At 68.4% G+C, this 23,652-nt stretch carries 14 protein-coding genes and 7 pseudogenes; 10 read left to right on the top strand and 11 right to left on the bottom strand.

Going from position 1 to position 23,652, the window contains the following annotated elements; translation table 11 throughout:
* The first annotated feature begins 75 nt into the window (after positions 1-75).
* Positions 76-384, top strand: a complete 309-nt coding sequence (locus ABFB10_RS04545; RefSeq protein WP_347165590.1) for an H-NS histone family protein — start codon at positions 76-78, stop codon at positions 382-384.
* A 1-nt stretch (position 385) separates the two neighbouring features.
* Positions 386-1,090, top strand: coding sequence for a purine-nucleoside phosphorylase (deoD, locus tag ABFB10_RS04540; RefSeq protein WP_347165589.1), 705 nt, complete (start codon positions 386-388; stop codon positions 1,088-1,090).
* A gap of 27 nt (positions 1,091-1,117) precedes the next feature.
* On the opposite strand, the gene ABFB10_RS04535 is transcribed toward deoD, so the two are convergent.
* Complete coding sequence (locus ABFB10_RS04535) at positions 1,118-1,960, bottom strand: urea carboxylase-associated family protein (protein WP_347165588.1); 843 nt, start codon at positions 1,958-1,960, stop codon at positions 1,118-1,120.
* 281 nt (positions 1,961-2,241) lie between these two features.
* Between ABFB10_RS04535 and ABFB10_RS04530 the strand changes: the two are divergent.
* The 4 genes and pseudogenes from ABFB10_RS04530 (at position 2,242) to ABFB10_RS04515 (ending at position 6,526) form a co-directional block, all read left to right on the top strand.
* Positions 2,242-3,778, top strand: a pseudogene (locus tag ABFB10_RS04530) (ATP-dependent DNA helicase).
* 435 nt (positions 3,779-4,213) lie between these two features.
* Complete coding sequence (locus tag ABFB10_RS04525) at positions 4,214-5,836, top strand: long-chain-fatty-acid--CoA ligase (RefSeq protein ID WP_347165587.1); 1,623 nt, start codon at positions 4,214-4,216, stop codon at positions 5,834-5,836.
* A complete protein-coding gene (locus tag ABFB10_RS04520) occupies positions 5,826-6,263 on the top strand; it encodes a MaoC family dehydratase (RefSeq protein WP_347165586.1) in 438 nt (145 codons plus the stop codon). Before ABFB10_RS04525 ends, ABFB10_RS04520 begins: the two co-directional genes overlap by 11 nt.
* Positions 6,264-6,268: 5 nt before the next feature.
* The gene (locus ABFB10_RS04515; RefSeq protein ID WP_347165585.1) at positions 6,269-6,526 is read left to right on the top strand and encodes a hypothetical protein; all 258 of its coding nucleotides are present in this window, start codon (positions 6,269-6,271) and stop codon (positions 6,524-6,526) included.
* Positions 6,527-6,746: 220 nt separating this feature from the next.
* Here the strand turns inward: ABFB10_RS04515 and ABFB10_RS04510 are convergent.
* The 6 genes and pseudogenes from ABFB10_RS04510 to ABFB10_RS04485 form a co-directional block, all read right to left on the bottom strand.
* A pseudogene (locus ABFB10_RS04510) lies at positions 6,747-7,683 on the bottom strand (2-hydroxyacid dehydrogenase).
* 61 nt (positions 7,684-7,744) lie between these two features.
* On the bottom strand, positions 7,745-8,884 hold the full coding sequence (rodA, locus tag ABFB10_RS04505) for a rod shape-determining protein RodA (protein WP_347165584.1): 1,140 nt from the start codon (positions 8,882-8,884) through the stop codon (positions 7,745-7,747).
* A complete protein-coding gene (mrdA, locus tag ABFB10_RS04500) occupies positions 8,881-10,824 on the bottom strand; it encodes a penicillin-binding protein 2 (protein ID WP_347165583.1) in 1,944 nt (647 codons plus the stop codon). Before mrdA ends, rodA begins: the two co-directional genes overlap by 4 nt.
* Positions 10,821-11,186: a rod shape-determining protein MreD gene (locus tag ABFB10_RS04495; protein WP_347165582.1), complete on the bottom strand. Its 366-nt coding sequence runs from the start codon at positions 11,184-11,186 to the stop codon at positions 10,821-10,823. Before ABFB10_RS04495 ends, mrdA begins: the two co-directional genes overlap by 4 nt.
* Before the next feature lie 182 nt (positions 11,187-11,368).
* Positions 11,369-12,282, bottom strand: a pseudogene (gene mreC, locus ABFB10_RS04490) (rod shape-determining protein MreC); the annotation flags it as partial.
* 272 nt (positions 12,283-12,554) lie between these two features.
* Positions 12,555-13,602, bottom strand: a pseudogene (locus ABFB10_RS04485) (rod shape-determining protein).
* A 421-nt stretch (positions 13,603-14,023) separates the two neighbouring features.
* Here ABFB10_RS04485 and ABFB10_RS04480 point away from each other — a divergent pair.
* Positions 14,024-16,527: pseudogene (locus ABFB10_RS04480) on the top strand (GcvT family protein).
* Between the two features lie 463 nt (positions 16,528-16,990).
* Here the strand turns inward: ABFB10_RS04480 and ABFB10_RS04475 are convergent.
* Both ABFB10_RS04475 and mscL read right to left on the bottom strand, forming a co-directional pair.
* The gene (locus ABFB10_RS04475) at positions 16,991-17,878 is read right to left on the bottom strand and encodes a cation diffusion facilitator family transporter (RefSeq protein ID WP_347165581.1); all 888 of its coding nucleotides are present in this window, start codon (positions 17,876-17,878) and stop codon (positions 16,991-16,993) included.
* A gap of 267 nt (positions 17,879-18,145) precedes the next feature.
* The gene (gene mscL, locus ABFB10_RS04470; protein WP_347165580.1) at positions 18,146-18,568 is read right to left on the bottom strand and encodes a large conductance mechanosensitive channel protein MscL; all 423 of its coding nucleotides are present in this window, start codon (positions 18,566-18,568) and stop codon (positions 18,146-18,148) included.
* Positions 18,569-18,720: 152 nt separating this feature from the next.
* Between mscL and ABFB10_RS04465 the strand changes: the two are divergent.
* Positions 18,721-19,423 (top strand): annotated as a pseudogene (locus ABFB10_RS04465) (glutathione S-transferase family protein).
* 52 nt (positions 19,424-19,475) lie between these two features.
* Here the strand turns inward: ABFB10_RS04465 and ABFB10_RS04460 are convergent.
* Positions 19,476-19,925, bottom strand: coding sequence for a YtoQ family protein (locus tag ABFB10_RS04460; protein WP_347165579.1), 450 nt, complete (start codon positions 19,923-19,925; stop codon positions 19,476-19,478).
* A 160-nt stretch (positions 19,926-20,085) separates the two neighbouring features.
* Entirely contained in the window at positions 20,086-21,204 is a 1,119-nt protein-coding gene (gene ald / locus ABFB10_RS04455; RefSeq protein WP_347165578.1) for an alanine dehydrogenase, read from the bottom strand.
* Between the two features lie 137 nt (positions 21,205-21,341).
* Here ald and ABFB10_RS04450 point away from each other — a divergent pair, with 137 nt between their 5' ends.
* Positions 21,342-21,800: an Lrp/AsnC family transcriptional regulator gene (locus ABFB10_RS04450; protein ID WP_347165577.1), complete on the top strand. Its 459-nt coding sequence runs from the start codon at positions 21,342-21,344 to the stop codon at positions 21,798-21,800.
* 239 nt (positions 21,801-22,039) lie between these two features.
* Positions 22,040-23,625, top strand: a pseudogene (locus ABFB10_RS04445) (GMC family oxidoreductase).
* Positions 23,626-23,652 lie beyond the last annotated feature (27 nt).

Genomic DNA, 23,652 nt, shown 5'->3' with positions numbered 1-23,652 from the left:
CTCGTGTGACCCAAAGCGACGCCTTGTAAGATCTTTTATTTTGGCAGATTGGTAAAAAATAACTGGAGAACGCGAATGAATATCGACCTTGACGGAATGACCCCCGACGAGTTGAAAAAGCTGATTGCGGATGCGCAGAAAGCTCTGAAATCCGTGGACCAACGCCGCAGGGCAGAGGCCAAACGCGCTGCGGAAAACGCGGCGAAGGAATTCGGCTTCTCGCTTGACGAGGTGATGGAGGCCGGACCGAAAGGCAGCAAGGGCGCGCCGCGCTTTGCCAATCCCGCAGATCCCTCGCAGACATGGACCGGCCGGGGCCGAAAGCCCAATTGGGTGATCGAGGCGCTCGAACAGGGCAAGTCCATGGACGATCTGGCGCTCTGACGTGACGGTTCATATCGGTGCCAAGCCGGGGGAGATTGCCGAAACGGTTCTTATGCCGGGCGATCCCCTTCGGGCGGAATGGGCGGCGCAGACCTTTCTCGACGATGCGGTCTGCGTGAACCGGGTAAGGGGCATGCTGGGATATACCGGCACCTGGAAGGGTCACAGGGTGACGATCCAGGGGTCGGGAATGGGGATGCCCAGCCTTTCGATCTATGCCAACGAATTGCTTCGGGATTACGGGGCGAAGACGCTGATCCGTATTGGCTCTTGCGGGGCGATGCAGGAAAGGATTGCCATTCGCGATGTGATCATCGCCATGACGGCCACGACCCTGTCGACTCCGTCGCGGGGTATCTTTCGCGAATTGAATTACGCGCCCTGCGCGGATTACGCCCTGCTGGAGGCGGCAGTGGCCGCTGCGCGTACCCGCGATGTCGGAGTCCATGTCGGCGGCATCTATTCCTCGGACGTTTTCTATGATGAACGCCCGGACCTGAATGACCAGATGGTCCGCCACGGCATTCTGGGGGTCGAGATGGAAGCGGCAGAGCTTTATATCCTCGCCGCCCGGCACGGCGCCCGGGCGCTGGCGGTCCTCACCGTTTCGGACCACCTGCTGACCCACGAGGCCCTGCCGTCGGACCAGCGAGAGCGGTCCTTCGGCGACATGGTCGAAATCGCGCTGGAGGCGGCCTTCGCCTGACGGCACGGGGTGGGTGCAAACCCACCCTTACCGCCCGTGACTGCGGTCGTAGGCATTCCGCGACGGCGACACCCAGCCCTGCAGCGCATCGGGGGCGGGGCGCAGGATCTCCACCTTCAGCGGAAAGCAGGGCGCGCTGTCCGAGGTATGCTCGGCGCCGCAATCCCCGCCCGGACAGGCGCTGAGCGCGCCCAGCAGGTCGATCTCTGCAAGGAACGTCAGCGCATCACCGGGGCGCACCGGGCTGGATTTCATGAAATACTGGCCGGTATCGCGGGTGAAGCCCGTGCACATGAAGACATTCAGGACGTCGTGCACATGCGGCTCGGCCTCGGCCAGCGGCAGGCCAAGGTGGTCGGCCAGCGCGCGGGTCAGGTTCGAGTGGCAGCAGTGGTGGTAATCGCTGCCCGACAGCAGGCGGCCCGTGTAGGGATCGCAGCGCGTGCCGATCACGTCATGGACAGAGCCGCCGAAGGCATCGATGCCGTACCAGTCGAGGTCGTCGCGCACCACCGTCGCCAGCGGACGCAGGGCGGGAAAGCTGCTCCACAGCCGGTCGCCGGTGCTGACATGACTGCCGTGCAGGGCGCGCGTCTTGCCGGAGTAGAAGCGTTCGGACAGATCGGCGGCGTTCCACAGGTTCAGGTCCCCGACCTGCGGTCCCCCGGTGCAGGTGATGCGAAAGAACTGCCCGGCGGGCACCTCGAAGCAGCAGGCCTCGCGCGGGGCGGCGATATGCGTCGCGGTAACTTCGGCGGTCTCCAGCGCCGCGCCGTAAAGCGCCATGTCCGGTGCGGGCAGCGTGTCGGTCGGGTAGCAGATCACCGGGCGGACGGCGCGGCGGGCTTCGGCGTCGGGGGGCGGGGGCATGGCGGTCTCCTCTCGGTGTGGCGGGCCTTTGGACGCGCCTTTCGGGGCACTGAAGCCGCTCGGGGCCGGGCTGTCCACCCCGCCTCGCCCCGGTTTTGCGCTTCGGGACGGGTGCGGCAGGAGTCGGGGCAGGGGGCGGCACCGGGGGCACAGGGCACGGGTGCGCGATGCCATCCGGCGACGGGGCGCAGGGCAAGGCGCGGGCCCTAGCCGATGCAAAAACGACGCGTCCCTGCGCAAGGCTGCTGGTCCCCGCGCGGGGGCCGCGATAGGGTGCGCGCATGACCGTGCCGGCCCTCAAATTCTCCGACGATCAGGCGCTTGCCTATGACCGTGTCGCCGATCTTCTGAGCGAGGCGGGCGTCGACCTGCACGATGGCTTCTGCCTGCCCGCCAAGGAGGGCAAGACAAAGGTCCTTGCGGTGATGGGCAAGGCCGGCAGCGGCAAGACCCTGCTTCTGGCGGAACTGGTGAAGGCGCTGGAAGCGGCGGGCGTGGAAACCGTGTCCGGCGATTACGAGGGCCGCCCGCGCAAGGACCGCCGCACGCTGGCCATCCTTGCGCCGACCAACAAGGCGGCCAGCGTGCTGCGCATGCGTGGCGTGCCCGCCACCACGATCCACCGCATCATCTACACGCCGGTCTACGATCCCCAATACGAGCGCATCGCCGAATGGCTGATGGGCAACGGCGACCGCCCCGAGATCGAGGAGCTGTCCGAAGAGGCGCTGACCCGCGCCCAGACCAGCTATCAGCAGCATGGTTCGGTGCCTGCCGCGCTGGCCGCCGCGGGCCTGCGCGGCTCGGATTTCATCACCGGATGGAAGCGCCGCGAAGAGCCGCTGGACATAGGACTGGTCGACGAGGCCTCGATGCTGGACGACCGCCAGTTCGAGGACCTGCGCGAGATCTTCCCGAACCTGATGCTGTTCGGCGACCCGGCCCAGCTGGCACCGGTGAACCAGTCCGGCAAGATGGTCTTCGACGGGCTGGCCGAGGGCCAGAAGCTGGAACTCAGCCGCATCCACCGGCAGGAAGCGGACAACCCCATTCTGGACCTCGCGCATGCCCTGTCCGACCCGGACGTGGGCTTCGAGGACTTCGAGCGGCTGGTCGAGCAGGCGGCCCGGCGCGACGACCGCGTGGTCTATGCGCAGCGGGTCGAGGTCGACCTGATGGCCCGCTCTCCGGTGCTGGTCTGGCGCAATGCCACGCGCATCCGGCTGATCAATGCCTTCCGCGCCGTGCATGGCGCGCCCGAAACCGCGCTGCTGCCCGGCGAGCCGCTGATCTGCGACGGGCTGGAACTGCCGCTGAAGCACCGCAAGAAGCGGCTGGACCTCGGAGGCGCGCGGGTTGATCAAGGGCGCGCAGGTGATCTACCTCGGCCCCGGGCGCAAGCCGGGGTTTTCCAAGCTGCACGTCGTCGGCGCCATAGAGCCGCAGGTCTCTGCCGCCTCGATCGTGAAGATCGAGAAGCCCGACGAGGAAGAACCCTTCATCCCCTACGCCGCCCGCATGGGGGCGACCTTCCTGCACGGTGCCGCGGTGACGATCCACAAGGCGCAGGGGTCGCAATGGGAGAACGTGCAGGTCTTTGCGCCCGATCTCTACGCCGCCGCCCGCATGGGCCGGACCGAAGCGGGCCAGCCCCTGTGGAAGCGCCTTGCCTATGTCGCGATCACCCGCGCCTCGGAACGGCTGTACTGGGTGGTGCGCAACCGGCTGGCGAAACCCTCGGGGGCGCTGACCGTGGACGATCTTCGCGGGGCGCCCGCGCCTCTGGCCCTCGAAAGCGAGCCCGGCCTCGACCTCTGAGAGCGTTCTGGGGCGGTTGGCAGGCTGACGGGCGGGACAGGTCCGGCTGCATTTGCGTCCTGTGCATGGGCAGCCGGGAAGGGCTGTTTGCCGGAATTGCGCCCCTTCGGCCCGGCATCTCGGGTCTTATCGGCCCAAAGGGCGCCCGGTGCCCGCCCTCGGCGCCGCTTTCCACCATGCGCCCGACACCCTGACCAGCTCCGGAACCGACTGGCGCCGCCATCCGACCACCTATGTAGCGGGCCAGCGACAGACGCGGACCGCGCGCCGCGCCCTCGGTGGATGCGGGCCGCCCGACCGTTTCGGCCCCGCCGCCCCTCGGGCACCGGCGCGGGTGGATGCGCGGGACATGGCAGGTTTCTTCGATTGCGGTTGCGCCCTGCGGGGCGCCTCGGTCAGTCTGGGGGGACAAGGCAGAGGGCAAGGGAGGGCCGGATGCAGGGACAGATGATGCACATGCCGCTGAGGATCATTGAGATCCTCCGCTACGCGGCAGAGACCCACGAGGGTGCCGGGATCGTGTCGGTGCGCTGCGAAGGCGACATCCACCGCGAGAGTTATGCGCAGGCCTACGCCCGCGCCGCGCAACTGGCGCATGGGCTGGCGGGTCTGGGGATCGGCGCCGGGGACCGCGTCGCGACGCTGGCATGGAACGGCTATCGGCATGTCGAACTCTACTACGGCATCTCGGGGATGGGGGCGGTCTGCCACACCATCAACCCGCGCCTCTCGGCGGAACAGATGCTGTATATCCTGACCCATGCCGAGGACCGGCTGCTTTTCCTCGACCTGACCTTCGTGCCGCTGGTCGAGGCCCTGGGCGCCCAACTGCCCGAGGGGCTGCGGCTGGTGGTCATGACCGACCGCGCCCATATGCCCGACTCGGCGCTGGACCTGCTGTGCTACGAAGACCTGCTGGCGGGCCAGCCGGAAACCTTCGACTGGCCCGGGATGGACGAAACCGCCGCCGCGAGCCTGTGCTACACCTCGGGCACCACGGGCCACCCGAAAGGCGCGCTCTACTCGCATCGCTCGACGGTGCTGCACGCGCTGTTCCTCTCGATCACCATCGCCCGGTCGCTGCACGAGGGCGCACGCATCCTGCCGGTGGTGCCGATGTTCCACGTCAATGCCTGGGGCCTGCCCTATGCCGCGCCGCTGGTGGGCGCCTCGCTGGTCATGCCGGGGCCGAAGCTGGACGGCGCCGCGCTGCACGACCTGATGGAGACCGAGGTCGTGACCGCCTCCTGGGGCGTGCCGACGGTCTGGCTGGGCCTCCGGGCCGAGATCGAGACCCGCGACCGCACCCCCGCCACGCTCGACCAGCTGGTGATCGGCGGATCGGCGGCGCCGCGCTCGATGATCGCCTTCTTCGAAGGGCAGGGGGTCGATGTCTGCCACGCCCGGGGCATGACAGAGATGAGCCCGGTGGGCACCCATGCGCAGCTGTCGAAGGGGATGCGGGTCGATGCCGATACGGCCCTGGGCCTGAAGGCCAAACAGGGGCGGCGCGTCTTCGGGGTCGACCTGAAGATCGTCGGCGAGGACGGCGCGCCGCTGCCCCATGACGGCAGGGCCGCGGGCGAGTTGTACGTGCGCGGCAATGCGGTGATCTCGGGATATTTCGCCAATGACGACAGCAGCGCCTTCGACGCCGAGGGCTGGTTCGGCACCGGCGACGTGGCGACCATCGACCCCGAGGGCTTCCTGTCGGTGCAGGACCGCAGCAAGGATCTGATCAAGTCCGGCGGCGAGTGGATCAGCTCGATCGACCTCGAGAACATCGCCATGGGCCATCCCGCCGTCGCCAATTGCGCGGTCATCGCGATTCCCCATCCAAAGTGGGAGGAACGCCCGCTGCTGGTGGTGGTGCCCGAGGGCGACGCCCGCCCGACGCTGGACGAGATGCACGATATGATGCTGGAACACATGGCGAAGTGGCAATTGCCCGACGCGATGGAATTCGTCGAGGCCCTGCCATTGACCGCCACCGGCAAGGTCTCGAAACTGACCCTGAGACGACAGTTCGAAGGATACACGCTGCCCGATGCTGGCTGACGACATCCGGGGCATGGCCCCGCACACCACCGACTGGTTCGCGCTGGACGCCGCCCGCGTCCGCGCCTTCGCCGAGGCGACCGAGGACCGCCAGTTCATCCACCTCGACGAGGACCGCGCCGCGCAGACCCGCTTCGGCGGGACCATCGCGCATGGCTTCCTGACGCTCTCGATGCTCTCGGCCATGTCCTACCAGGTGACGGCGGCGATCTCGGGGATGGAGGCCTCGGTGAACTACGGCTTCGACAGGGTGCGCTTCGTGTCTCCGGTGCGGGTCGGCAGCCGGGTGCGCGGGCGCTTCTCGGTGGCCCATGTGGACGAGGGAGAGGGATGGCTGGGCGTGCATTGGGACGTAGAGGTCGAGGTCGAGGCGCAGGAGAAGCCGGCGCTGGTGGCCAGCTGGATCACCCGGGTCTTCCTGTCATGAGGGCGGTGGCGATCCTTGCGGCCCTGACCGGCCTAGCCGCGCCCGTCATGGCGCAAGAGGTCGGGGTCTACACGCTCTATCGCTCCGACCCCGTCGACCGGCTGGCGGCGGAACATGTGGCGACCTTCGACACCCGTCAGGGCGCCGGGGTGAACTCGGAAACCTGCCTGACCGTGGCGGGCCTGCTCGAGGCGCAGCCGGAAAACGACCGCCGCTACTGGTGCCGCCCGGGCCGCGTGGCGGAGGGCGGCGCGACGGACTGAGCGTCCCGGTCCCGGTTGAGCCCGTTGTCACGCCGGGCACGGCGCCCGGCCACTGCCCCGCTCTTCTCTGGTCTTCCAAATACCCTCGGGGGGGCGCGCAGCGCGGGGGCAGAGCCCCCTCCGCCGCTTCCGATTGCGCCGCCTGCCGACAAACCAGGCGCTGTCCGGGCAGGCCGCCGCGCCCCACATTGGGGGCGCCCGGGCAACGACGCTTTCGCCCTCAGTATCCGGCGGCGCGGTCGACCAGATGCAACAGCGGCTCCCCGGCCTCGCCGCGCCGGATGTTTTCGGCGATGACCCGCGCCGCGCTCTCGGGCCGGGTGGCCGAGGCGATATGCGGCGTCACGGTGACCTTCGGATGCGCCCAGTAGGGGTGATCCTCGGGCAGGGGCTCCACCCGGAAGACGTCCAGCGTGGCATGGCCGACCTGACCGGAATCCAGGGCCGCCAGCAGGGCCGCGTCGTCGATCAGCGGCCCGCGGCCCGGGTTCAGCACCACGGCCCCCGGCGCCAGCCGCGCCAGCGCACCGGCATCCAGCGTGTTCTCTGTCGCGGCGGTGTCGGGCAGCAGCAGCACCACGATCCGGGCACCGTCCAGCGCCGCGCCCAGCCCCTCTGCGCCGTTCAGGCAGCGCACCCCGGGCACCCGCTTGGCAGAGCGGCTCCAGCCGGTGACCGGGAACCCCAGACCCCTCAGCGCCGTGGCGCAGGCCTGCCCCAGCGTGCCCAGCCCGAGGATCGTCACGGGCCGGTCCTTCGACAGCGGCGGGGCGGTGTCGTCCCATGTCCGCCCGGGGTTCACGATATGCGCGTCCATCCCCAGGTGATGGCGCAGCACATGCCCCGTCACCCATTCCACCATGCCCTCGGCCCAGACCCTCGTCGTCGACCATGCGCGCCAGCGGCACGGTCAGCGTCTCGTTTCCGGTGACGTTCTCGACCCCGGCCCAGAGGTTCAGCACCGCCTTCAGCCGGGTGTAGGGGGTAAAGTCCTGCACGGCGGAATTGGGCGCGTAGACGATGTAATCCACCGTCTCGGCCGGCATGTCGGTCGCCAGCCGGTAGTCCAGGCCGGTGGCATCCAGCGCGGCGGTCAGCGGTGTCTCGTAGTCCGCCCAGCGGTCTGTCGTGGCGGCAAAGAGGATGTTCGTCGGCATGGCGTCTGTCCCGGTCGTCTGCACTCGTCGGGCGTTGGTCTAGCCCCAACCCGCCCGCGCTTCAACGCGGGCGGTGGATATGCGCGCTTTGCACGAGGCCAAAGCCGATCATCAGCACCAGCATCGCCGACCCGCCGTAGCTGACCAGCGGCAGCGGCACCCCCACGACGGGCGCCAGCCCCATGACCATCGACATGTTAACCGCGAAGAACAGGAAGAAGGTCAGCCCGACGCCAAGGATCACCAGCGAGGAAAAGCGGTCGCGGTTCTGCATGGCGGCGATCACGCAGAAGATCAGGATCAGCACGTAGAGCAGCAGAAGCGACACGCCGCCGACAAAGCCGAACTCTTCCGCCAGCGTGTTGAAGATGAAGTCGGTGTGCTTTTCCGGCAGGAAGTTCAGCCGCGACTGGGTGCCCTGCATGAAGCCCCGACCGGTCCAGCCGCCGGACCCCATGGCGATCTTGGCCTGCGTGATGTGGTAGCCCGCGCCCAGCGGATCGGTGGACGGGTCGAGGAAGGTGTCGATGCGCCGGAACTGGTAGTCCTTCAGCATCTGCCAGTCGGTGCCGCGGCTCTGGAACACCGCCCAGATGCCGCCCGCCGCCGCCGCGCCCACCGTGGCGAAGTACAGCCAGTGCACGCCGGCAAGGAACATCATCAGGGCGCCCGCCGTCAGCAGGAGGATCGCGGTGCCGAGGTCGGGCTGGGTCAGCACCAACATGGTGGGCGTGATGATGATCAGGATCGGCAGCAGCACCCAGAAGGGCCGCGAGGTCCGGTTTATCGGCAGCCAGTCGTAATAGGCCGCGAGCAGCACCACCATGGCCAGCTTCATCAGCTCCGAGGGCTGAAGCCGCATGAAGCCGAGGTCGATCCAGCGCTGCGCGCCCATGCCCACGGCGCCGAAGAACTCGACCATGACCAGCAGACCCAGCGCGACGGCATAGACGATCAGCGACATGCCGCGCCAGAACCAGATCGGCACCATGGCGACCACGAACATCGCGGTCAGCCCCAGCGCATAGCGTTTCATCTGCGGTTCGGCCCAGGGGCTCCAGGACCCGCCCGCGACGGAATAGAGCATCAGGAACCCCACCGCCGCCACCGTCGACAGCAGGATCACCAGCGGCCAGTTCAGGTACAGAACCTTGCGCCAGCCCGAGGGGACCGTCTTGACGTTGTATTCAAGGTAGGTCACGCGCGGCTGCTCCGCTGTGCCTCGCGTTCCTCGCGCTCACGCGAGATACGGTCCTGCTGCGCCTCGATGCGAGAGCGGTCGGATGTCGGATAGGCGTCCAGCGGCGGGTCCTCGCCGTAGAGGGCCTGCAGCGTGACGTCCCGCGCGATCGGGGCCGCCACGGTCGACCCGCCGCCGCCGTGTTCCACCACGACCGCCACCGCGACCTTCGGCGCGTCGAAGGGGGCGTAGTTGACCCAGAGCGCGTGGTCGCGCCGGTTCGAGGGCAGGTCGGCGTTGGAGATCACGCCCCGCGCGCGCTCTGCCGCGGTGATATTGCGGACCTGGCTGGTGCCGGATTTTCCCGCCATGCGCAGGCCGTCGGCGATGACGCGCGAGCGGTAGCCGGTGCCGCGCCGGTCGTTGGACACGGCATACATGCCGCGCCGGACGTGCCGCAGGTTGTTCTCGTTCAGGCCAAGGCTTTCGCCGCCGACGATCGGGGTTTCGACCCCGTCGATGCTTTTCAGCAGGCGCGGCATGATCTCGCGCCCGGTCGCGATGCGCGCGGTCATCACCGCCAGCTGCAGCGGCGAGGACAGCACGAAGCCCTGCCCGATAGAGGCGTTCACGGAATCGCCGATGACCCATTCGGCGTTGCGCTCGCGCAGCTTCCAGCCCTTGTCGGGCATCAGCCCGGCGGTGACCGCGGACATCGGGATATCATGCGACACCCCCAGTCCCAGCTTCCGCGCCATCTCGGCGATGCGCTCGATGCCGATCTTCATCGCCATCTCGTAGTAGTAGACGTCGCAGCTTTCGCGCAGCGACTTTTCGAGGTCGGCGTAGCCGTGGCCGCGGCGCTTCCAGCAGTGGAAGCGGCGCCCGCCGACTTCGAGGTGGCCGGGGCACCAGACCGTGTCGTCGGGCGAGACCATGCCGGATTCCAGCGCCGCCAGCACCACGACCATCTTGAAGGTCGATCCGGGCGGATAGGCGTCCTGCACGGTCTTCGAGGCCAAGGGGCGGTGGTCGTTGTCGCGCAGCTCTCCGTAGTCGCCGGTCGAGATGCCCCGCACGAACTTGTTGGGATCGTAGGAGGGCGCCGAGGCGATGGCCAGCAGGTCGCCCTTTTCCACGTCCATCACGACGACAGAGGCGCTTTCCGTGCCCAGCCGCGCCTGAACGTAGTCCTGAAGCCGGTTGTCCACGGTCAGTTGCAGGTCAGAGCCGGCCTCGCCTTCGCGGCGGTCGAGCTCGCGCATGACGCGGCCCACGGCATTGACCTCGACCCGCTTGGCACCGGCGCTGCCGCGCAGGATTTCCTCGTGGTTGGATTCGACGCCGACCTTGCCGATCTGGAAGCGCGGGATGCGCAGCACCGGCGGCGGATCCTCGTAGCGCTTGAGGTCGCGTTCGGAGACCGGACCGACGTAGCCCGCGACATGGGCGTAAAGCTCGCGCTGCGGATAGTAGCGCGACAGGCCGACCTCTGTCACCACGCCGGGCAGGGCGGGGGCGTTCACCGCGACGCGGCTGATGTCGGCCCATGACACGCGGTCGGCGATGGTGACGGGGATGAAGGGCGGCGTGCGCTTCATCTCATCGCGTGCGCCCTGCACGTCGTCGGGGTCCAGCGCCACCAGCTTGGACAGCCGGTCGATGACGTCGTCGACGTCGCCCGCGTCCTCGCGCACGATGGTGATGCGGTAGGTCGGTTCGTTCTCGGCGATCACCCGCCCGTTGCGGTCGAAGATCCGGCCCCGCGCGGGCGGGATCAGCCGCATGTTGATGCGGTTCTCCTCGGCCAGCAGGCGGAACTCGTCGGCCTGGTCGACCTGCATGTGGCGCATCCGCAGGCCCAGCACGGAGGCAAAGGCGATCTGGCTGCCGCCGAGGATCAGCGCGCGGCGGCTGATGCGGCGGGCGCTTTCGGCGGTCTCGCGGGGGCTTCGTCTCATAGCGTGCGTCCCGTGTGGTCGAATTCGCCCGGGGTCGTGCGGCGCACCCCGAAGACGACGTAGCTGGCGGCGGCCACCAGCGGATAGGCGAGAACGGTCATACCATACTGCATGAGCGCGAGGGAGAACATTCCCGGTGCCACGATCAAGATCCCGAGAGTCAGCCGGTAGACCAGGGTGATGCACAAGAGCGCCCCGGCGGCGGTCAGCCATTCGGCCACGAAGGTGTTCTCGCGCACGGTGCGGGCGCGGTTCTTCAGCCACTCGGTCGCCAGCAGGACCAGCAGCGCCCAAAGCCCCGGCGGCCGCTGGAACAGGAAATCCGCCAGCAGCATGACCAGCGCAATCAGCAGCGCGGGCACGTAGGCGGGGCGCCGCAGGGCCCATGCGAAGGTCAGCGTCGTCAGCAGGTCCGGCCCGGCGAGGCGGCTTCGGGCAGGGTCTGCATCGGCAGCAGGTGGACAAAGGCGATCAGCAGCGCCAGCGCGAGATAGACAAGGCGCATGGACCAGAGCCGGGCGGGGCTGTTCTCTGCCATGGCGCTAGCGGCCTCCGCGGGGGCGGGGCTTTCTTCCGCCTCGGACAGGGCGCCGGGGGGCACCTCCGGCAGGATCAGCGACGAGGGGCCGGAGACGCGATGGGCGCCGTGGTCGCGCAGCACGCGCAGGAATTCCAGCCGCTCGTAATCCGCCGACAGCCGCACGCGCAGACGCCCGCCCGGATCCTGCGCCACCTGTCCGATCAGCAGGCCGGGGGGAAGACCTCGCCGTCGCCCGAGGTGACGATGCGGTCGCCGGGGCGCACGAGGTCGGGGTTTTCCAGAAAGTCGATGGGGGGCGCGGCGGTATTGTCGCCGACCACCAGGGCCCGCTGCCCCGAGGGCTGGATTTCCGCCGGGATGCGGCTGCTGGCATCGGTCAGCAGGATCACCCGGCTGGTGTTGTTGCCGACGCCAGAAATCCGGCCGACGAGGCCGATGCCGTCCATCGTCGCCCAGCCATCGACGATGCCGTCGCGCGAGCCGACATTGATCAGCGCCGACTGCCGGAAGGGCGAGCCGGAGTCGGCCAGGACAACGGCGGTGATATAGGTCAGGCGCGGGTCCAGCTGGACGTTGTTGAGATCGCGCAGCCGGGCGTTTTCCTGCTCCAGCTGCAGCGCGGCCTCTTTCCAGGCGGTCATCTGGCGCAACTCGCGGCGCAGCTCCTGGTTCTGCTCGTGCAGGCGCTGGTAGGACTGGAAGTCGCGGAACAGCCGCACCGTGCCGGTGACCGGTGCCATGGCCCAGTCCATGCGCGGCACGACGGCGTCGATCACATGGGCGCGGAACCGTTCGACCCGCGGGCTGTCGATGCGCCAAACCAGGAAGATGCCGCCGAGACACAGCACGAGGATCGCCAGAAGCAGACGCTTCAGCGGGGCGGTGAAATCGTCCGGGTTGCTGCGGTCGCTGGCCATCGGGCTCCGGTGCTGGATCTCGCGCGTTTTACCGCGTTCGGGGCAGTTGGTACAGTTTACAGGCCGGTGCAATGCGCCAAAGCGCGCCTTGGGCCGGATCGGTGGAGAGTTGCGCATTCCGGGGTTTCGCCTGCGCGCTGCGCAGGCGACCGGCCGGGGAGGCGCTGCCTCCCCGGACCCCTCCGGGATATTTCCGGACAGAAGAAGAGAAGCGGCGCCGCGCCCTGGCGCCGGTGCAGAGGGCGCGCCGCTGGTCGACGCGCGGATGGCGCTCAGCTGTCGTAGTCGATGGCGTGGCGCAGCTGCTTTTCGTATTCCAGTGCCTTTCCGGTGCCCAGAGCCACGCAGTTCAGCGACTCGTCGGCGATGGAGACGGCAAGCCCGGTCTGTTCGCGCAGGGCGAGGTCGAGGTCGCCGAGAAGGGCGCCTCCGCCGGTCAGCATGACACCCCGGTCGACGATGTCGGCGGCAAGGTCCGGCGGCGTGGCTTCGAGCGCGGTCATCACCGCCTCGCAGATCTGCTGCACCGGTTCCGAGAGCGCCTCGGCGACCTGCGCCTGGCTGATTTCGGTTTCCTTGGGCACGCCGTTCAGCAGGTCGCGGCCCCGGATCTGCATGCTGCTGCCGCGTCCGTCGTCGGGCATGCGCGCGGTGCCGATCGAGGTCTTGATGCGCTCGGCGGTGGAATCGCCCACCAGGAGGTTCTGCTGGCGGCGCAGGTAGTTGACGATGGCCTCGTCCATGCGGTCGCCGCCGACCTCGCACAGAGCGCGCATAGACGATGTCGCCCAGCGACAGGACCGCCACCTCGGTGGTGCCGCCGCCGATATCCACGACCATATTGCCGGTCGGATCGGTGATCGGCATGCCCGCGCCGATGGCCGCCGCGATGGGCTCGGCGATCAGCCCGGCCTTGCGGGCGCCCGCCGAGAGCACCGACTGGCGGATGGCGCGTTTTTCGACCGGGGTGGCGCCATGCGGCACGCAGACGATGATCTTGGGCTTCGAGAAGGTCGAGCGACGGTGCACCTTGCGGATGAATTCCTTGATCATCGCCTCGGCGGTGTCGAAATCCGCGATCACGCCTTCGCGCATCGGGCGGATCGCCTCGATGCTGCCCGGGGTCCGGCCCAGCATCAGCTTGGCATCCTCACCGACCGCCAGAACCTTCTTTTGGCCGTCCTTGATGTGGTAAGCCACCACGGAAGGTTCCGACAGGACGACACCCTTGCCCTTCACGTAGACGAGGGTATTCGCCGTGCCAAGGTCGATGGCCATGTCCGAAGAGAACATGCCCATGAGTCCGTCCAGTCCAAACATAGTGTCCTGCCCCATTGCCTCAGGGGCCCGCGACTCTGACAGCCGGGGCCAGTCGTCCTTATAGGCCCGGGTCCGGCGATGCGAAAGGCCCCGTACATGGCAAATCAGCAAGGATTTGCCGGAGGCCGGTCCCGTGTGATGATGGCGCGGGGGGCGGGCGAGGGCAGGCTACCGGCCTCCGCGGGGCCGCGGCGGCGGCGCGGCCTGGCAACCGGGGACCGGGTGGCCAGGCTGCAGGGCCTGCCGGTGCCGCGCGGCCCCGATCCGCCGATGGCCGGGCCGGACAGCCCTGCGGCGCAGATAACCCCGGGCGGCGCAGGCTCTGTCGGTTTCATGCGGTCAGGCGTCGGGTGCGCTCTGCGCGCGGCCATGGATTCGCTAAAAGGGAAGAGTTGAAACGCAAGCGCCGGAGTCCTGCCCGATGAAGACCCATGTCAAAGCCCTTGTTGTCGGTGGTGGCGCCGTCGGCACCTCTATCGCCTACCACCTCGCCAAGGCCGGGTGGCAGGATGTCATGCTGCTGGAGCGTGACGAGCTGACGAGCGGCAGCACCTGGCACGCCGCGGGCCTCTTGCCCTATTTCAACATGTCCTATGCGACGACCCACATCCACGACTACTCGATCAAGTTCTACAAGACGCTGGAGGAAGAGACAGGGCTGGACGCGGGCTTCTTCGTGGTGGGCAACCTGCGCATGGCGCAGACCGAGGCGCGCATGGACGAATACCGCGTCTATGCCACCACCGCAGAGACCTGCGGCGTGCCCTACGCCTGGATGACCCCCGACGAGATCAAGCAGCGCTGGCCGCTGATCAACACCGGGGATCTGAAGGGCGCGCTCTACCACCCGACCGACGGCTACATCAATCCGGCGGACGTGACGATGGCCATGGCCAAGGGCGCCCGCCAGCGCGGCGTCACGATCGAGCGCAAGTGGCAGGTGGACGGTTACCACTGGACCGGCTCGGAATGGCAGGTGACCTGCACCAAGATGGTCGAGAAGGGCGGCAACCTCGTGCCCTCCGAGGAGCAGATCACCATCACCGCCGAGCATGTGGTCACTGCCACCGGCAACCATGCGCAGAAGACCGCGAAACTGCTGGGCATTCGCACGCCCGCCATCCCGGTCGAGCACCAGTTCATCGTGACAGAGCCCGACCCGGCGCTGGTCGAATACCGCAAGAACAACGACCAGCACCCGGTGATCCGCGACGCCGACGCCAAGTGGTACGTCCGCGAAGAGCGCGGCGGCTGGATCCTCGGCCCCTATGAGCGGGGCGCCCCCGCGCGCTTCCAGTACGGTGTGCCGGACAGCTTCCGGGCCGACCTCTTCCCGCTCGACCTCGAGCGGATCGAAGAGGAATACATGTCCTTCATCCACCGCATCCCCTCGTCCGAAGAGGTGGGCCTCAAGGACGACTTCAACGGCCCGATCTGCTACACGCCCGACGGCAACCCGCTGATCGGCCCGGCGCCGGGCCTGCGCAACATGTGGCTGGCCGAGGGCTTCTCCTTCGGGATCACCGCCGCCGGTGGCGCGGGCTACTACCTTGCCCAGATGATGGTGGACGGCGAGGCCGAGATCGACATGGCCTCGCTGGACCCCAAGCGCTTCGGCGCCTGGCAGACGACCGAATGGGCGGTGAAGAAGAACGAAGAGGCCTACGACCACGTCTATGTCCTGCACCATCCGGACGAAGAGCGCCCGGCGGCCCGCCCGCTGCGCACCGCCCCCGCCTACGACCGGCAGAAGGCGCTTGGCGCGCAGTTCGGCTGCGTCAACGGCTGGGAACGTCCGAACTACTACGGCCCGCTGGATGCGGATGAGAATTTCGACCACGACGCGCGGTCCTTCCGCCGTGGCGGCTGGTGGCCGTATGCCGTCGAAGAGGCCGGGGCGATCCGCGAGGGCGTCGGCCTGATCGACGCCACCGCCTTCACCAAGCACACGGTGAAGGGCCCCGGCGCGACCGAGTTCCTCGACCTCTTCACCTGCAACAGGCTGCCCAAGGTGGGCCGCATCAACCTGACCTACGCGCTGACGTCCAAGGGCACGACGCGCACGGAATACACCATCGTCCGCAACGGCGAGAACGACTACTACCTCGTCTCGGCGGGCGCGTGGCAGGCCTATGACAGCGACTTCCTGCAAAAGGCGGTCGAGGACTTCATGGCCGAGACCGGCAAGCTGGTCATCGTGCAGGACGTGACCACGCAGTGGGGCGTCTACGCCATCGCGGGGCCGAAGTCGCGCGCCGTTCTGGCGGAGCTGATCCGCGACGCGGAGCCGGAAACCGCCCTGTCGAACAAGCGTTTCCCCGGCTCTCGGCGCGCCGGATCGAACTGGGCATGTGCCCGGTCAATGCGATCCGTGTGGCCTATACCGGCGAGCTTGGCTGGGAACTGCACTTCCCCGTCGAGATGGGCGCCTACCTCTGGGATCAGCTCATGGCGGCGGGTGAGAAGCACGGCATCAGGCCGGTCGGCGCCCGCGCGCAGAACTGGCTGCGGCAGGAAAAGAGCTACCGCGCCTTCGGCAACGAGCTTGGCCGCGACGCCACCCCGCTCGAGGCCGATCTGCCGCGCTTCGTCGACCTGTCCAAGGATTTCCACGGCAAAGAGGCGATGGAGGCCACGGGCATCCGCTCCAAGTGCGTGACCATGCTGATCGACGGCCCGGAGGACGCCGATCCCCAGGGCCGCGAGGTGCTGTATACCCCCGAGGGCGAGCGCGTCGGTCGCCTGACCTCGGGCGGCTACTCGGTGGCCTTCGGCAAGTCCATCGGCATGGGCTACGTCAAGCCCGAGCAGGCCGTCGTCGGCACCGGGCTGAAGGTGAAGATCCTCGACGCGCTCTGGGATGCCGAGATCACCGAGGACAGCCCTTACGATCCGAAGAACGAAACCATCCGCAAGGACGGCTGAACGAACCGGGGCGGTCCCGCGCGGGGCCGCCCCTCTCTGCCCGGATGCTCTGGGCCGGTGCCCCGGCCCGCGCAGATCATCGATGACACCGGACACAGCCACCTGATCCGGCACGGGCCCTCTCACCCGCGCCGGACCCACCGCCCCGGAGCCCCCGGCGCAGCCCATATGCCGGCAAGGGTCTTCGACCGCCGCCGCCCGTCGCGCGGCCCCGACCTGCCGCCCCCCTGTGTTTCTTCTTGGTCCAAATACCCTCGGGGGAGCGCAGCGGGGGCAGCGCCCCCTCCATCCTCGCCAGTGGCGCCCGGTCGTCACCCTGGCGAAACGGCGCTGTGCAGGCTTCTGCAATGTCGCGTCACCAACCCGTGACATCGCACCCTGACAGGCCTGCCGCGTCCCGGCACATCGGCGCCCCGCATCGCGCCAGCCGTTCGGCGGCAGGCTGCGGGGCAAGGCGGGCGCTTCAGAGCACCACGATGCCGCTGTGCTTTGCCTTGTGCTCGGGCTCGACGTGGATGGTGATCCGGCAGCCCTCGAAGGCCGCCTTCAGCGCCGCCTCGACCCGGTCGCAGATGTCATGGGCGCTGTCGACCGACATCTCGCCCGGCACCACCAGGTGGAACTCCACGAAGGTCGCCTGGCCGGCGTGCCTTGCCCGCAGGTCGTGGGCCTCGACCGCGCCCTCGGCATGCTCCGAGATCACCGTGCGCATCTGTTCCAGGTCCGTATCAGGCACGCTTTCGTCCATCAGCCCGCCGACCGACCCGCGCACCACCTGCCAGCCCGACCAGAGGATATGCACCGCGACCGCCGCCGCCATCAGCGGGTCCAGCCAGTGCCAGCCGGTGACCAGCGCCCCCAGAAGCCCCACCGAGACCCCGGCAGAGGTGACCACGTCCGCCCAGAGATGCTGGCCGTCCGCGACCAGCGCCGGAGAGCGCAGCGCCCGCCCGCGCCGGACCAGCACGAAGGCCCATGCGCCGTTGATCACGCTTGCAACCGCCACCAGCGCCAGTCCCAGCCCCGGTTCCGTCATCGGTTGCGGCGCCTGCCATGCGCCCCAGGCCTCGCGCAGGATCAGGATGGCGGCGATGACGATCAGCACGCCTTCCATGACGGCGCTGAAATACTCCGCCTTGTGGTGGCCGAAGGGGTGGTCGGCATCGGCGGGCGCCGCGGCGATGCGCAGTGCGACCAGCGCGGCCACGGCGGTCGCCACGTTGACGATGCTTTCCAGCGCGTCCGACAGCAGCGCGACAGAGCCGGTCAGCCACCAGGCCAGCGTTTTGATCAGGAGGACAAGAAGGCCTACGGCAAGGCTTCCGGTGGCCAATTTCAGGGCTTTGGGCATTCGATCCCCCGGCAGGCGTTGACGTGCGCGGGTGATAGCGCCCCGGACACAGGCCCGCAACCCGCGCAGGGCGCCGATACCGCGCATTGCCGCCATGCGGGCTGTGCTTCGCCTGCCGGACTTGGCGGCCTTGCAGCCGGGGCCGGTGCGGGGCAGGCTCGGGACGGCACGCGCCGGGGTTTTGCGTGAGGCGGGGCAGGCCAGCCCGTTCCCAAAAAAGCCCCGCCGAAGGGGCGGGGCCTTGGGGTCGTGCAAGATGCCCGAAGCTCAGCGTTTCAGCGCGTCGCGGATTTCCAGCAGCACATCCAGCTCCGACGGGCCGGTCTTGACCTCGGGTGCGACCTCGTCGGGCTTTTCCGCCGCGGCCTTCACGCGGTTCACCATCTTCACCAGCATGAAGACGACAAAGGCGATGATGAAGAAGTTGATCACCGCCATGATGAAGCTGCCGACGGCAAAGACCGGCGCCCCGGCCTCGGACGCCGCTTCGAGCGAGGCGTATTCGTTGCCGTCGAGCGGGTAGAACCAGCCCGAGAAGTCGATCCCGCCGGTGAACAGCGCGATGATCGGGTTGATGATATCCCCGACCAAAGACGTCACGATCGCGGTAAAGGCCGCGCCGATGATGATGCCGACGGCCATGTCCATGACATTGCCCTTGGCGATGAAGTCCTTGAATTCCTGTATCATGTCGGTTTTCCCAAAGTCCCCTGCGCCGTCCTTTTGACGCCGCGCACGGTTTCATTAACACGTGGCCTGCGCCTTCGCACAATCCGGCAAGTGCAAAAACCGGACAGGGGGCCTAGATTTCCCGTCGAATGCCTCCCGAAAGGACCCCCATCATGCTCGACGTTACCTCGCATCCCATCAACGCCCGCTGGCCCGCGCAGCGTCCCGACCGGTTGCAGCTCTATTCCTTCCCCACGCCCAATGGCGTGAAGATCGCCATCATGCTCGAAGAGACGGGCCTGCCCTACGAGCCGCACCGCGTCGGGTTGTCGGACGCGGACGTCCGAAGCCCCGAGTTCCTGAGCCTCAACCCGAACAACAAGATCCCGGCGATCATCGACCCGGACGGGCCGGATGGCGCGCCGCTTGCACTGTTCGAATCCGGCGCCATCCTGCTGTATCTCGCCGAGAAGACCGGGCAGTTCGGCGGCGCGACGGCGGCGGAGCGTCACCGAGGTCACGCAATGGCTGATGTTCCAGATGGGTGGCGTCGGGCCGATGTTCGGGCAGCTTGGCTACTTCAGCAAGTTCGCCGGGAAGGACATCGAGGACCCGCGCCCGCGAGAGCGCTATGTCACCGAGGCCGGGCGCCTGCTGAACGTGATCGAGACGCGGCTGGAGGGGCGCGACTGGATCGCCGGGGATTACTCCATCGCCGATATGGCGCTGGCGCCCTGGCTGAACGCGCTGGATTTCTACGGCGTGAAAGAGGCGGTGGGCTGGGGTGATCACCCGCGCGCCGTGGCCTATGTGGAGCGCTTCATGGCGCGGCCCGCCGTGCAGCGTGGCATGAAGATCCCGGCGGAAGGTTCCTGAACCGGCGCGAAGGGGCGGGCGTGCTTGCCCCTTCGCACCCGGCCCGCAGGGCTCAGCCCGGCAGCGTGCCCGTCAGGACGTAGCGCAGGATCTGCACCACCTCTTCGGGTTCGCGCGCAACCGCCATGGCGGCGGCGTTGACCTCTTTCAGGGCGTGGTCGTGTTCCGGCGGTTGCAGGACGATCAGCGACTTCCCCAGCGCGGCGGCAAAGCCCGCGTCGAAGGCTGCGTTCCACTGCTTGTACTGCGTGCCGAAGCGCACCACGACCACATCGGCGTCCTCCAGCCCCTTGCGGGTGCGGATGGCGTTCACCAGCGCGCCCTTGCGGTCGTGCCAGAACTTGTCCGGCTCGGCGCCAAGGATCGTCACGCCGCAATCGTCGCTGGCCGCGTGGTCGGTGACCGGCACGGTGAATGTCACATCCAGCCCCTCGGCGCCCTCGATGACGCGCTCGCGCCAGTCGGTGTGGATCTCTCCGGACAGGTAGACTGTCAGTCCCATGGCGATTCCCTTCCTCTTCTCAGTCGGTCGGCACCCTAGCCTGATTGCACGCGGGGCCAAGCCCCTCGGGAAAACCCGGCGGGCCCCCCGGGGGTCATCCGGGAAGGCCGTCGGGTTCTGGCCTGTCAACCCCGCCCGGCACCCCGCGCGGGGGGCGGTCTCAGCCCTTCAGGACAAGCTGCGGCGACATGACGTCGATCCCAAGCGCCTTGCCCACGGCGTAATAGGTCAGCTTGCCGGCGTGGACGTTCAGGCCCTGCAGCAGGTGCGGATCGTCCGCGCAGGCCTGCCGCCAGCCCTTGTCGGCGAGGTCCAGCAGGAAGGGCATCGTCGCGTTGGTCAGCGCGATGGTCGAGGTGCGCGCCACGGCGCCGGGCATGTTGGCGACGCAGTAATGCACGATGCCGTCGACCTCGTAGATCGGGTCCTGATGGGTGGTGGCCCGCGAGGTCTCGAAGCAGCCGCCCTGGTCGATGGCGACATCGACGATCACCGCGCCGGGGCGCATGTCCGAGAGCTGCGCGCGCGACACCAGCTTGGGCGCGGCGGCGCCGGGGATCAGCACCGCGCCGATCACCATATCGGCCTGTTCCACCAGCTCGGCGGTGTTCCCGGCGCTGGCGTAGCGGGTCTTGAAGGTGCCGCCGTAAAGGTCGTCCAGGTAGCGCATCCGCGGCAGCGAGCGGTCCAGCACGGTGACATCCGCGCCCATGCCCGCCGCGATGCGGGCCGCATGGGTGCCGACGACACCGCCGCCGATCACCGCGACGGTGGCCGGGCCCACGCCCGGCACGCCGCCCATCAGCACGCCGCGCCCGCCATTGGCCTTCTGCAGCGACCATGCGCCGACCTGCGGCGCCAGACGGCCCGCGACCTCGGACATCGGCGCCAGCAGCGGCAGGCCGCCGCGCGCGTCGGTCACCGTCTCGTAGGCGATGGCGGTACAGCCAGAGGCCAGCAGGTCCTTGGTCTGCTCGGGATCGGGGGCAAGGTGCAGATAGGTGAACAGCAGCTGACCCTCGCGCAGCATCCTGCGCTCGGCGGCCTGCGGTTCCTTGACCTTGACGATCATGTCGGCGGTGGCAAAGATCTCTTCCGCCGTATCGGCGATGCGCGCACCGGCGGCGATGTAATCCGCATCGGGAAAGCCGGACCCCGCCCCCGCACCGGTCTGGACCACGACCTTGTGGCCATGAGAGACAGCCTCGCGCGCGGTGTTGGGCGTAAGTCCGACGCGAAATTCCTGCGGTTTGATTTCCTTCGGGCATCCGATGATCATGTAAATGTCCTTCCTGTTGATGGGGCGTCTTATGGCACGGATCGCTTGCAAATGGATGCTGGAATTGTGCAGTGTCGCGCGGCGAGGCGGTGGAATCTTCGCCTGTATTCGGGTGTGACGGAAGGACCCTTCGCAACATGAGCCTCGACGAGACGGATCGGCGAATCCTGCGCGTGCTTCAGAGGCGCGGACGCATTTCCAATGCCGACCTTTCGGGCGCGGTGAACCTGTCGGCCTCCTCCTGCCATCGCCGCGTGCAGCGGCTCGAGGCCGAGGGCTACGTGTGCGACTACGTCGCGCTTCTGGACGCCCGGCGGCTGGGGATGCCGACCACGGTCTTTGTCGAGATCACGCTCAATGCGCAGGCCGACGAGGTGCTGGAGGCCTTCGAGACCGCCGTCGCCCGGGTGCCGGACGTGCTGGAATGCCACCTGATGGCGGGGACGGCGGATTACATCCTGAAGGTCGTGGCCGCCGACACGGAGGATTTCGCCCGCATCCACCGCCAGTACCTGACCCGGCTGCCGGGGGTGGCGCAGATGCAATCCTCTTTCGCGCTTCGGACCGTCTTCAAGACCACCGCCCTGCCGGTGTGACAGGGGGCTTCCGCCGCACCGTGGTGCCGGGGGCGGTTGTCCGGGCGGCGTGACGGCGGACGGTCTTCGCAACGGCCGCCTCGGACGGCGGATGCCCCGGTCTCCGCCTGCCTGCCCCCGCAAGCGCCGCTCTGTCGTTCCGTGTCGCCGCCCGCCGGATCGTCACCGGGCGCCGGGGTGACATGGACCTCGGCGCCGGGCTGGGCCAAGGTATCGCGGCAAGCGAGCGGAGGCCGGGCATGCAGGGAGACTGGGATCATATCGTGGTGGGCGCGGGCAGCGCCGGGTGTGTGCTGGCCAAGCGGCTGGCCGAGGGCGGGCGCCGCGTCCTGCTGCTCGAGGCCGGGGGGCGCGACAATTACCACTGGATCCACATCCCGATGGGATACCTCTACTGCATCGGCAACCCGCGCACCGATTGGTGCTTCCGCACCGCCGAGGAGCCGGGGCTGAACGGGCGGTCGCTGCTCTATCCGCGCGGCAAGGTGCTGGGCGGCTGCTCCTCGATCAACGGCATGCTCTACCTGCGCGGGCAGGCGGCGGATTACGACGGCTGGCGGCAGATGGGGCTGGCGGGCTGGGGCTGGGAGGACGTGCTGCCCTATTTCCTGAAGTCCGAGGATTACGTCGATGGCGCGTCCGACTTCCACGGATCGGGGGGCGAGTGGCGGGTCGAGAACCAGCGCCTGCGCTGGCAGGTGCTCGACGACTGGACGGAGGCCGCCGCCGCCGAAGGCCTGCCCAAGGTCACCGACTTCAACACCGGCGACAACGAGGGCGTGGGCTATTTCCGCGTCAACCAGCGCAATGGCTGGCGCATGAACACCGCCAAAGCCTTCCTGCGCAGCGCGCCCAAGGATCGCGTGCAGGTGGTGACCGGCGCCCATGTGGCGGGGCTGCTCTTCGAGGGCAGGCGGGTGACCGGCGTGGCCTACCACAAGGACGGGCAGCGCCACGAGGCGCGCAGCGGCGGCGAGGTCGTGCTGGCGGCGGGGGCCATCGGCTCGCCGCATATCCTGCAACTCTCGGGCATAGGCCCGGCGGAGCTGCTGCGCGACAACGGCGTTGCGCTGCGCCTCGATGCCCCCGGCGTCGGGGCCGAGCTGCAGGACCACCTGCAACTGCGCTGCTCCGGCGGCTGACCGGGGCGAAGACGCTGAACACGCTGGCCAATTCGCTCTGGGGCAAGGCCATGATCGGCGCCGAATACGCGCTGCGCCGCAGCGGCCCGATGTCCATGGCGCCCTCGCAGCTGGGCGCCTTCGCGAAATCGCGCCCCGATGTGGCCACGGCGGACCCGGAATACCACGTCCAGCCCCTGTCCCTCGGTGCCTTCGGGGAACCCCTGCACAGCTATCCGGCGCTGACCGCCAGCGTCTGCAACCTGCGCCCCGAAAGCCGGGGGACGGTGCAACTGACCTCACCGGACTTCCGCGCGGCGCCCCGGATCGCGCCCAATTACCTCTCGACCGAGGGCGACCGCCGCACGGCGGCCAATGCCATCCGCCTGACCCGCCGGATCATGGCGCAGTCCGCCATGGCCCGCTACGCGCCCGAAGAGGTCAAGCCGGGCCTGTCCTTCGAGACCGAGGAAGACCTCGCAAGGGCCGCCGGAGAGATCGGCACCACGATCTTCCACCCGGTCTCGACCGTGCGCATGGGCGGCACGGAGGCGCCGCTGGATGCCGAATTGCGCTTCCGCGGACTGGACAACCTGCGCGTGGCAGATGCCAGCGTCATGCCGCGCATTTGCAGCGGCAATACCAACGCACCCACCATCATGATCGCCGAAAAGGCCTCTGACATGATCCTCGGGCGCACATAAGGCGCCCCAGCCCGCTTCTTCTGTCCG

This window comes from Ponticoccus litoralis (assembly GCF_039769985.1).
GTDB classification, from domain to species: domain Bacteria; phylum Pseudomonadota; class Alphaproteobacteria; order Rhodobacterales; family Rhodobacteraceae; genus Ponticoccus; species Ponticoccus litoralis.
This window is presented reverse-complemented; position numbering and strand designations above follow the sequence as displayed.

Excerpts from the sequence above, each read along its gene's own strand:
- ABFB10_RS04545 (WP_347165590.1), top strand. The coding sequence starts at position 76 with ATGAATATCGACCTTGACGGAATGACCCCCGACGAGTTGAAAAAGCTG.
- ABFB10_RS04535 (WP_347165588.1), bottom strand. The coding sequence starts at position 1,960 with ATGCCCCCGCCCCCCGACGCCGAAGCCCGCCGCGCCGTCCGCCCGGTG.
- ABFB10_RS04525 (WP_347165587.1), top strand. The coding sequence starts at position 4,214 with ATGCAGGGACAGATGATGCACATGCCGCTGAGGATCATTGAGATCCTC.
- ABFB10_RS04520 (WP_347165586.1), top strand. The coding sequence starts at position 5,826 with ATGCTGGCTGACGACATCCGGGGCATGGCCCCGCACACCACCGACTGG.
- mrdA (WP_347165583.1), bottom strand. The coding sequence starts at position 10,824 with ATGAGACGAAGCCCCCGCGAGACCGCCGAAAGCGCCCGCCGCATCAGC.
- ABFB10_RS04475 (WP_347165581.1), bottom strand. The coding sequence starts at position 17,878 with ATGCCCAAAGCCCTGAAATTGGCCACCGGAAGCCTTGCCGTAGGCCTT.
- mscL (WP_347165580.1), bottom strand. The coding sequence starts at position 18,568 with ATGATACAGGAATTCAAGGACTTCATCGCCAAGGGCAATGTCATGGAC.
- ABFB10_RS04460 (WP_347165579.1), bottom strand. The coding sequence starts at position 19,925 with ATGGGACTGACAGTCTACCTGTCCGGAGAGATCCACACCGACTGGCGC.
- ald (WP_347165578.1), bottom strand. The coding sequence starts at position 21,204 with ATGATCATCGGATGCCCGAAGGAAATCAAACCGCAGGAATTTCGCGTC.
- ABFB10_RS04450 (WP_347165577.1), top strand. The coding sequence starts at position 21,342 with ATGAGCCTCGACGAGACGGATCGGCGAATCCTGCGCGTGCTTCAGAGG.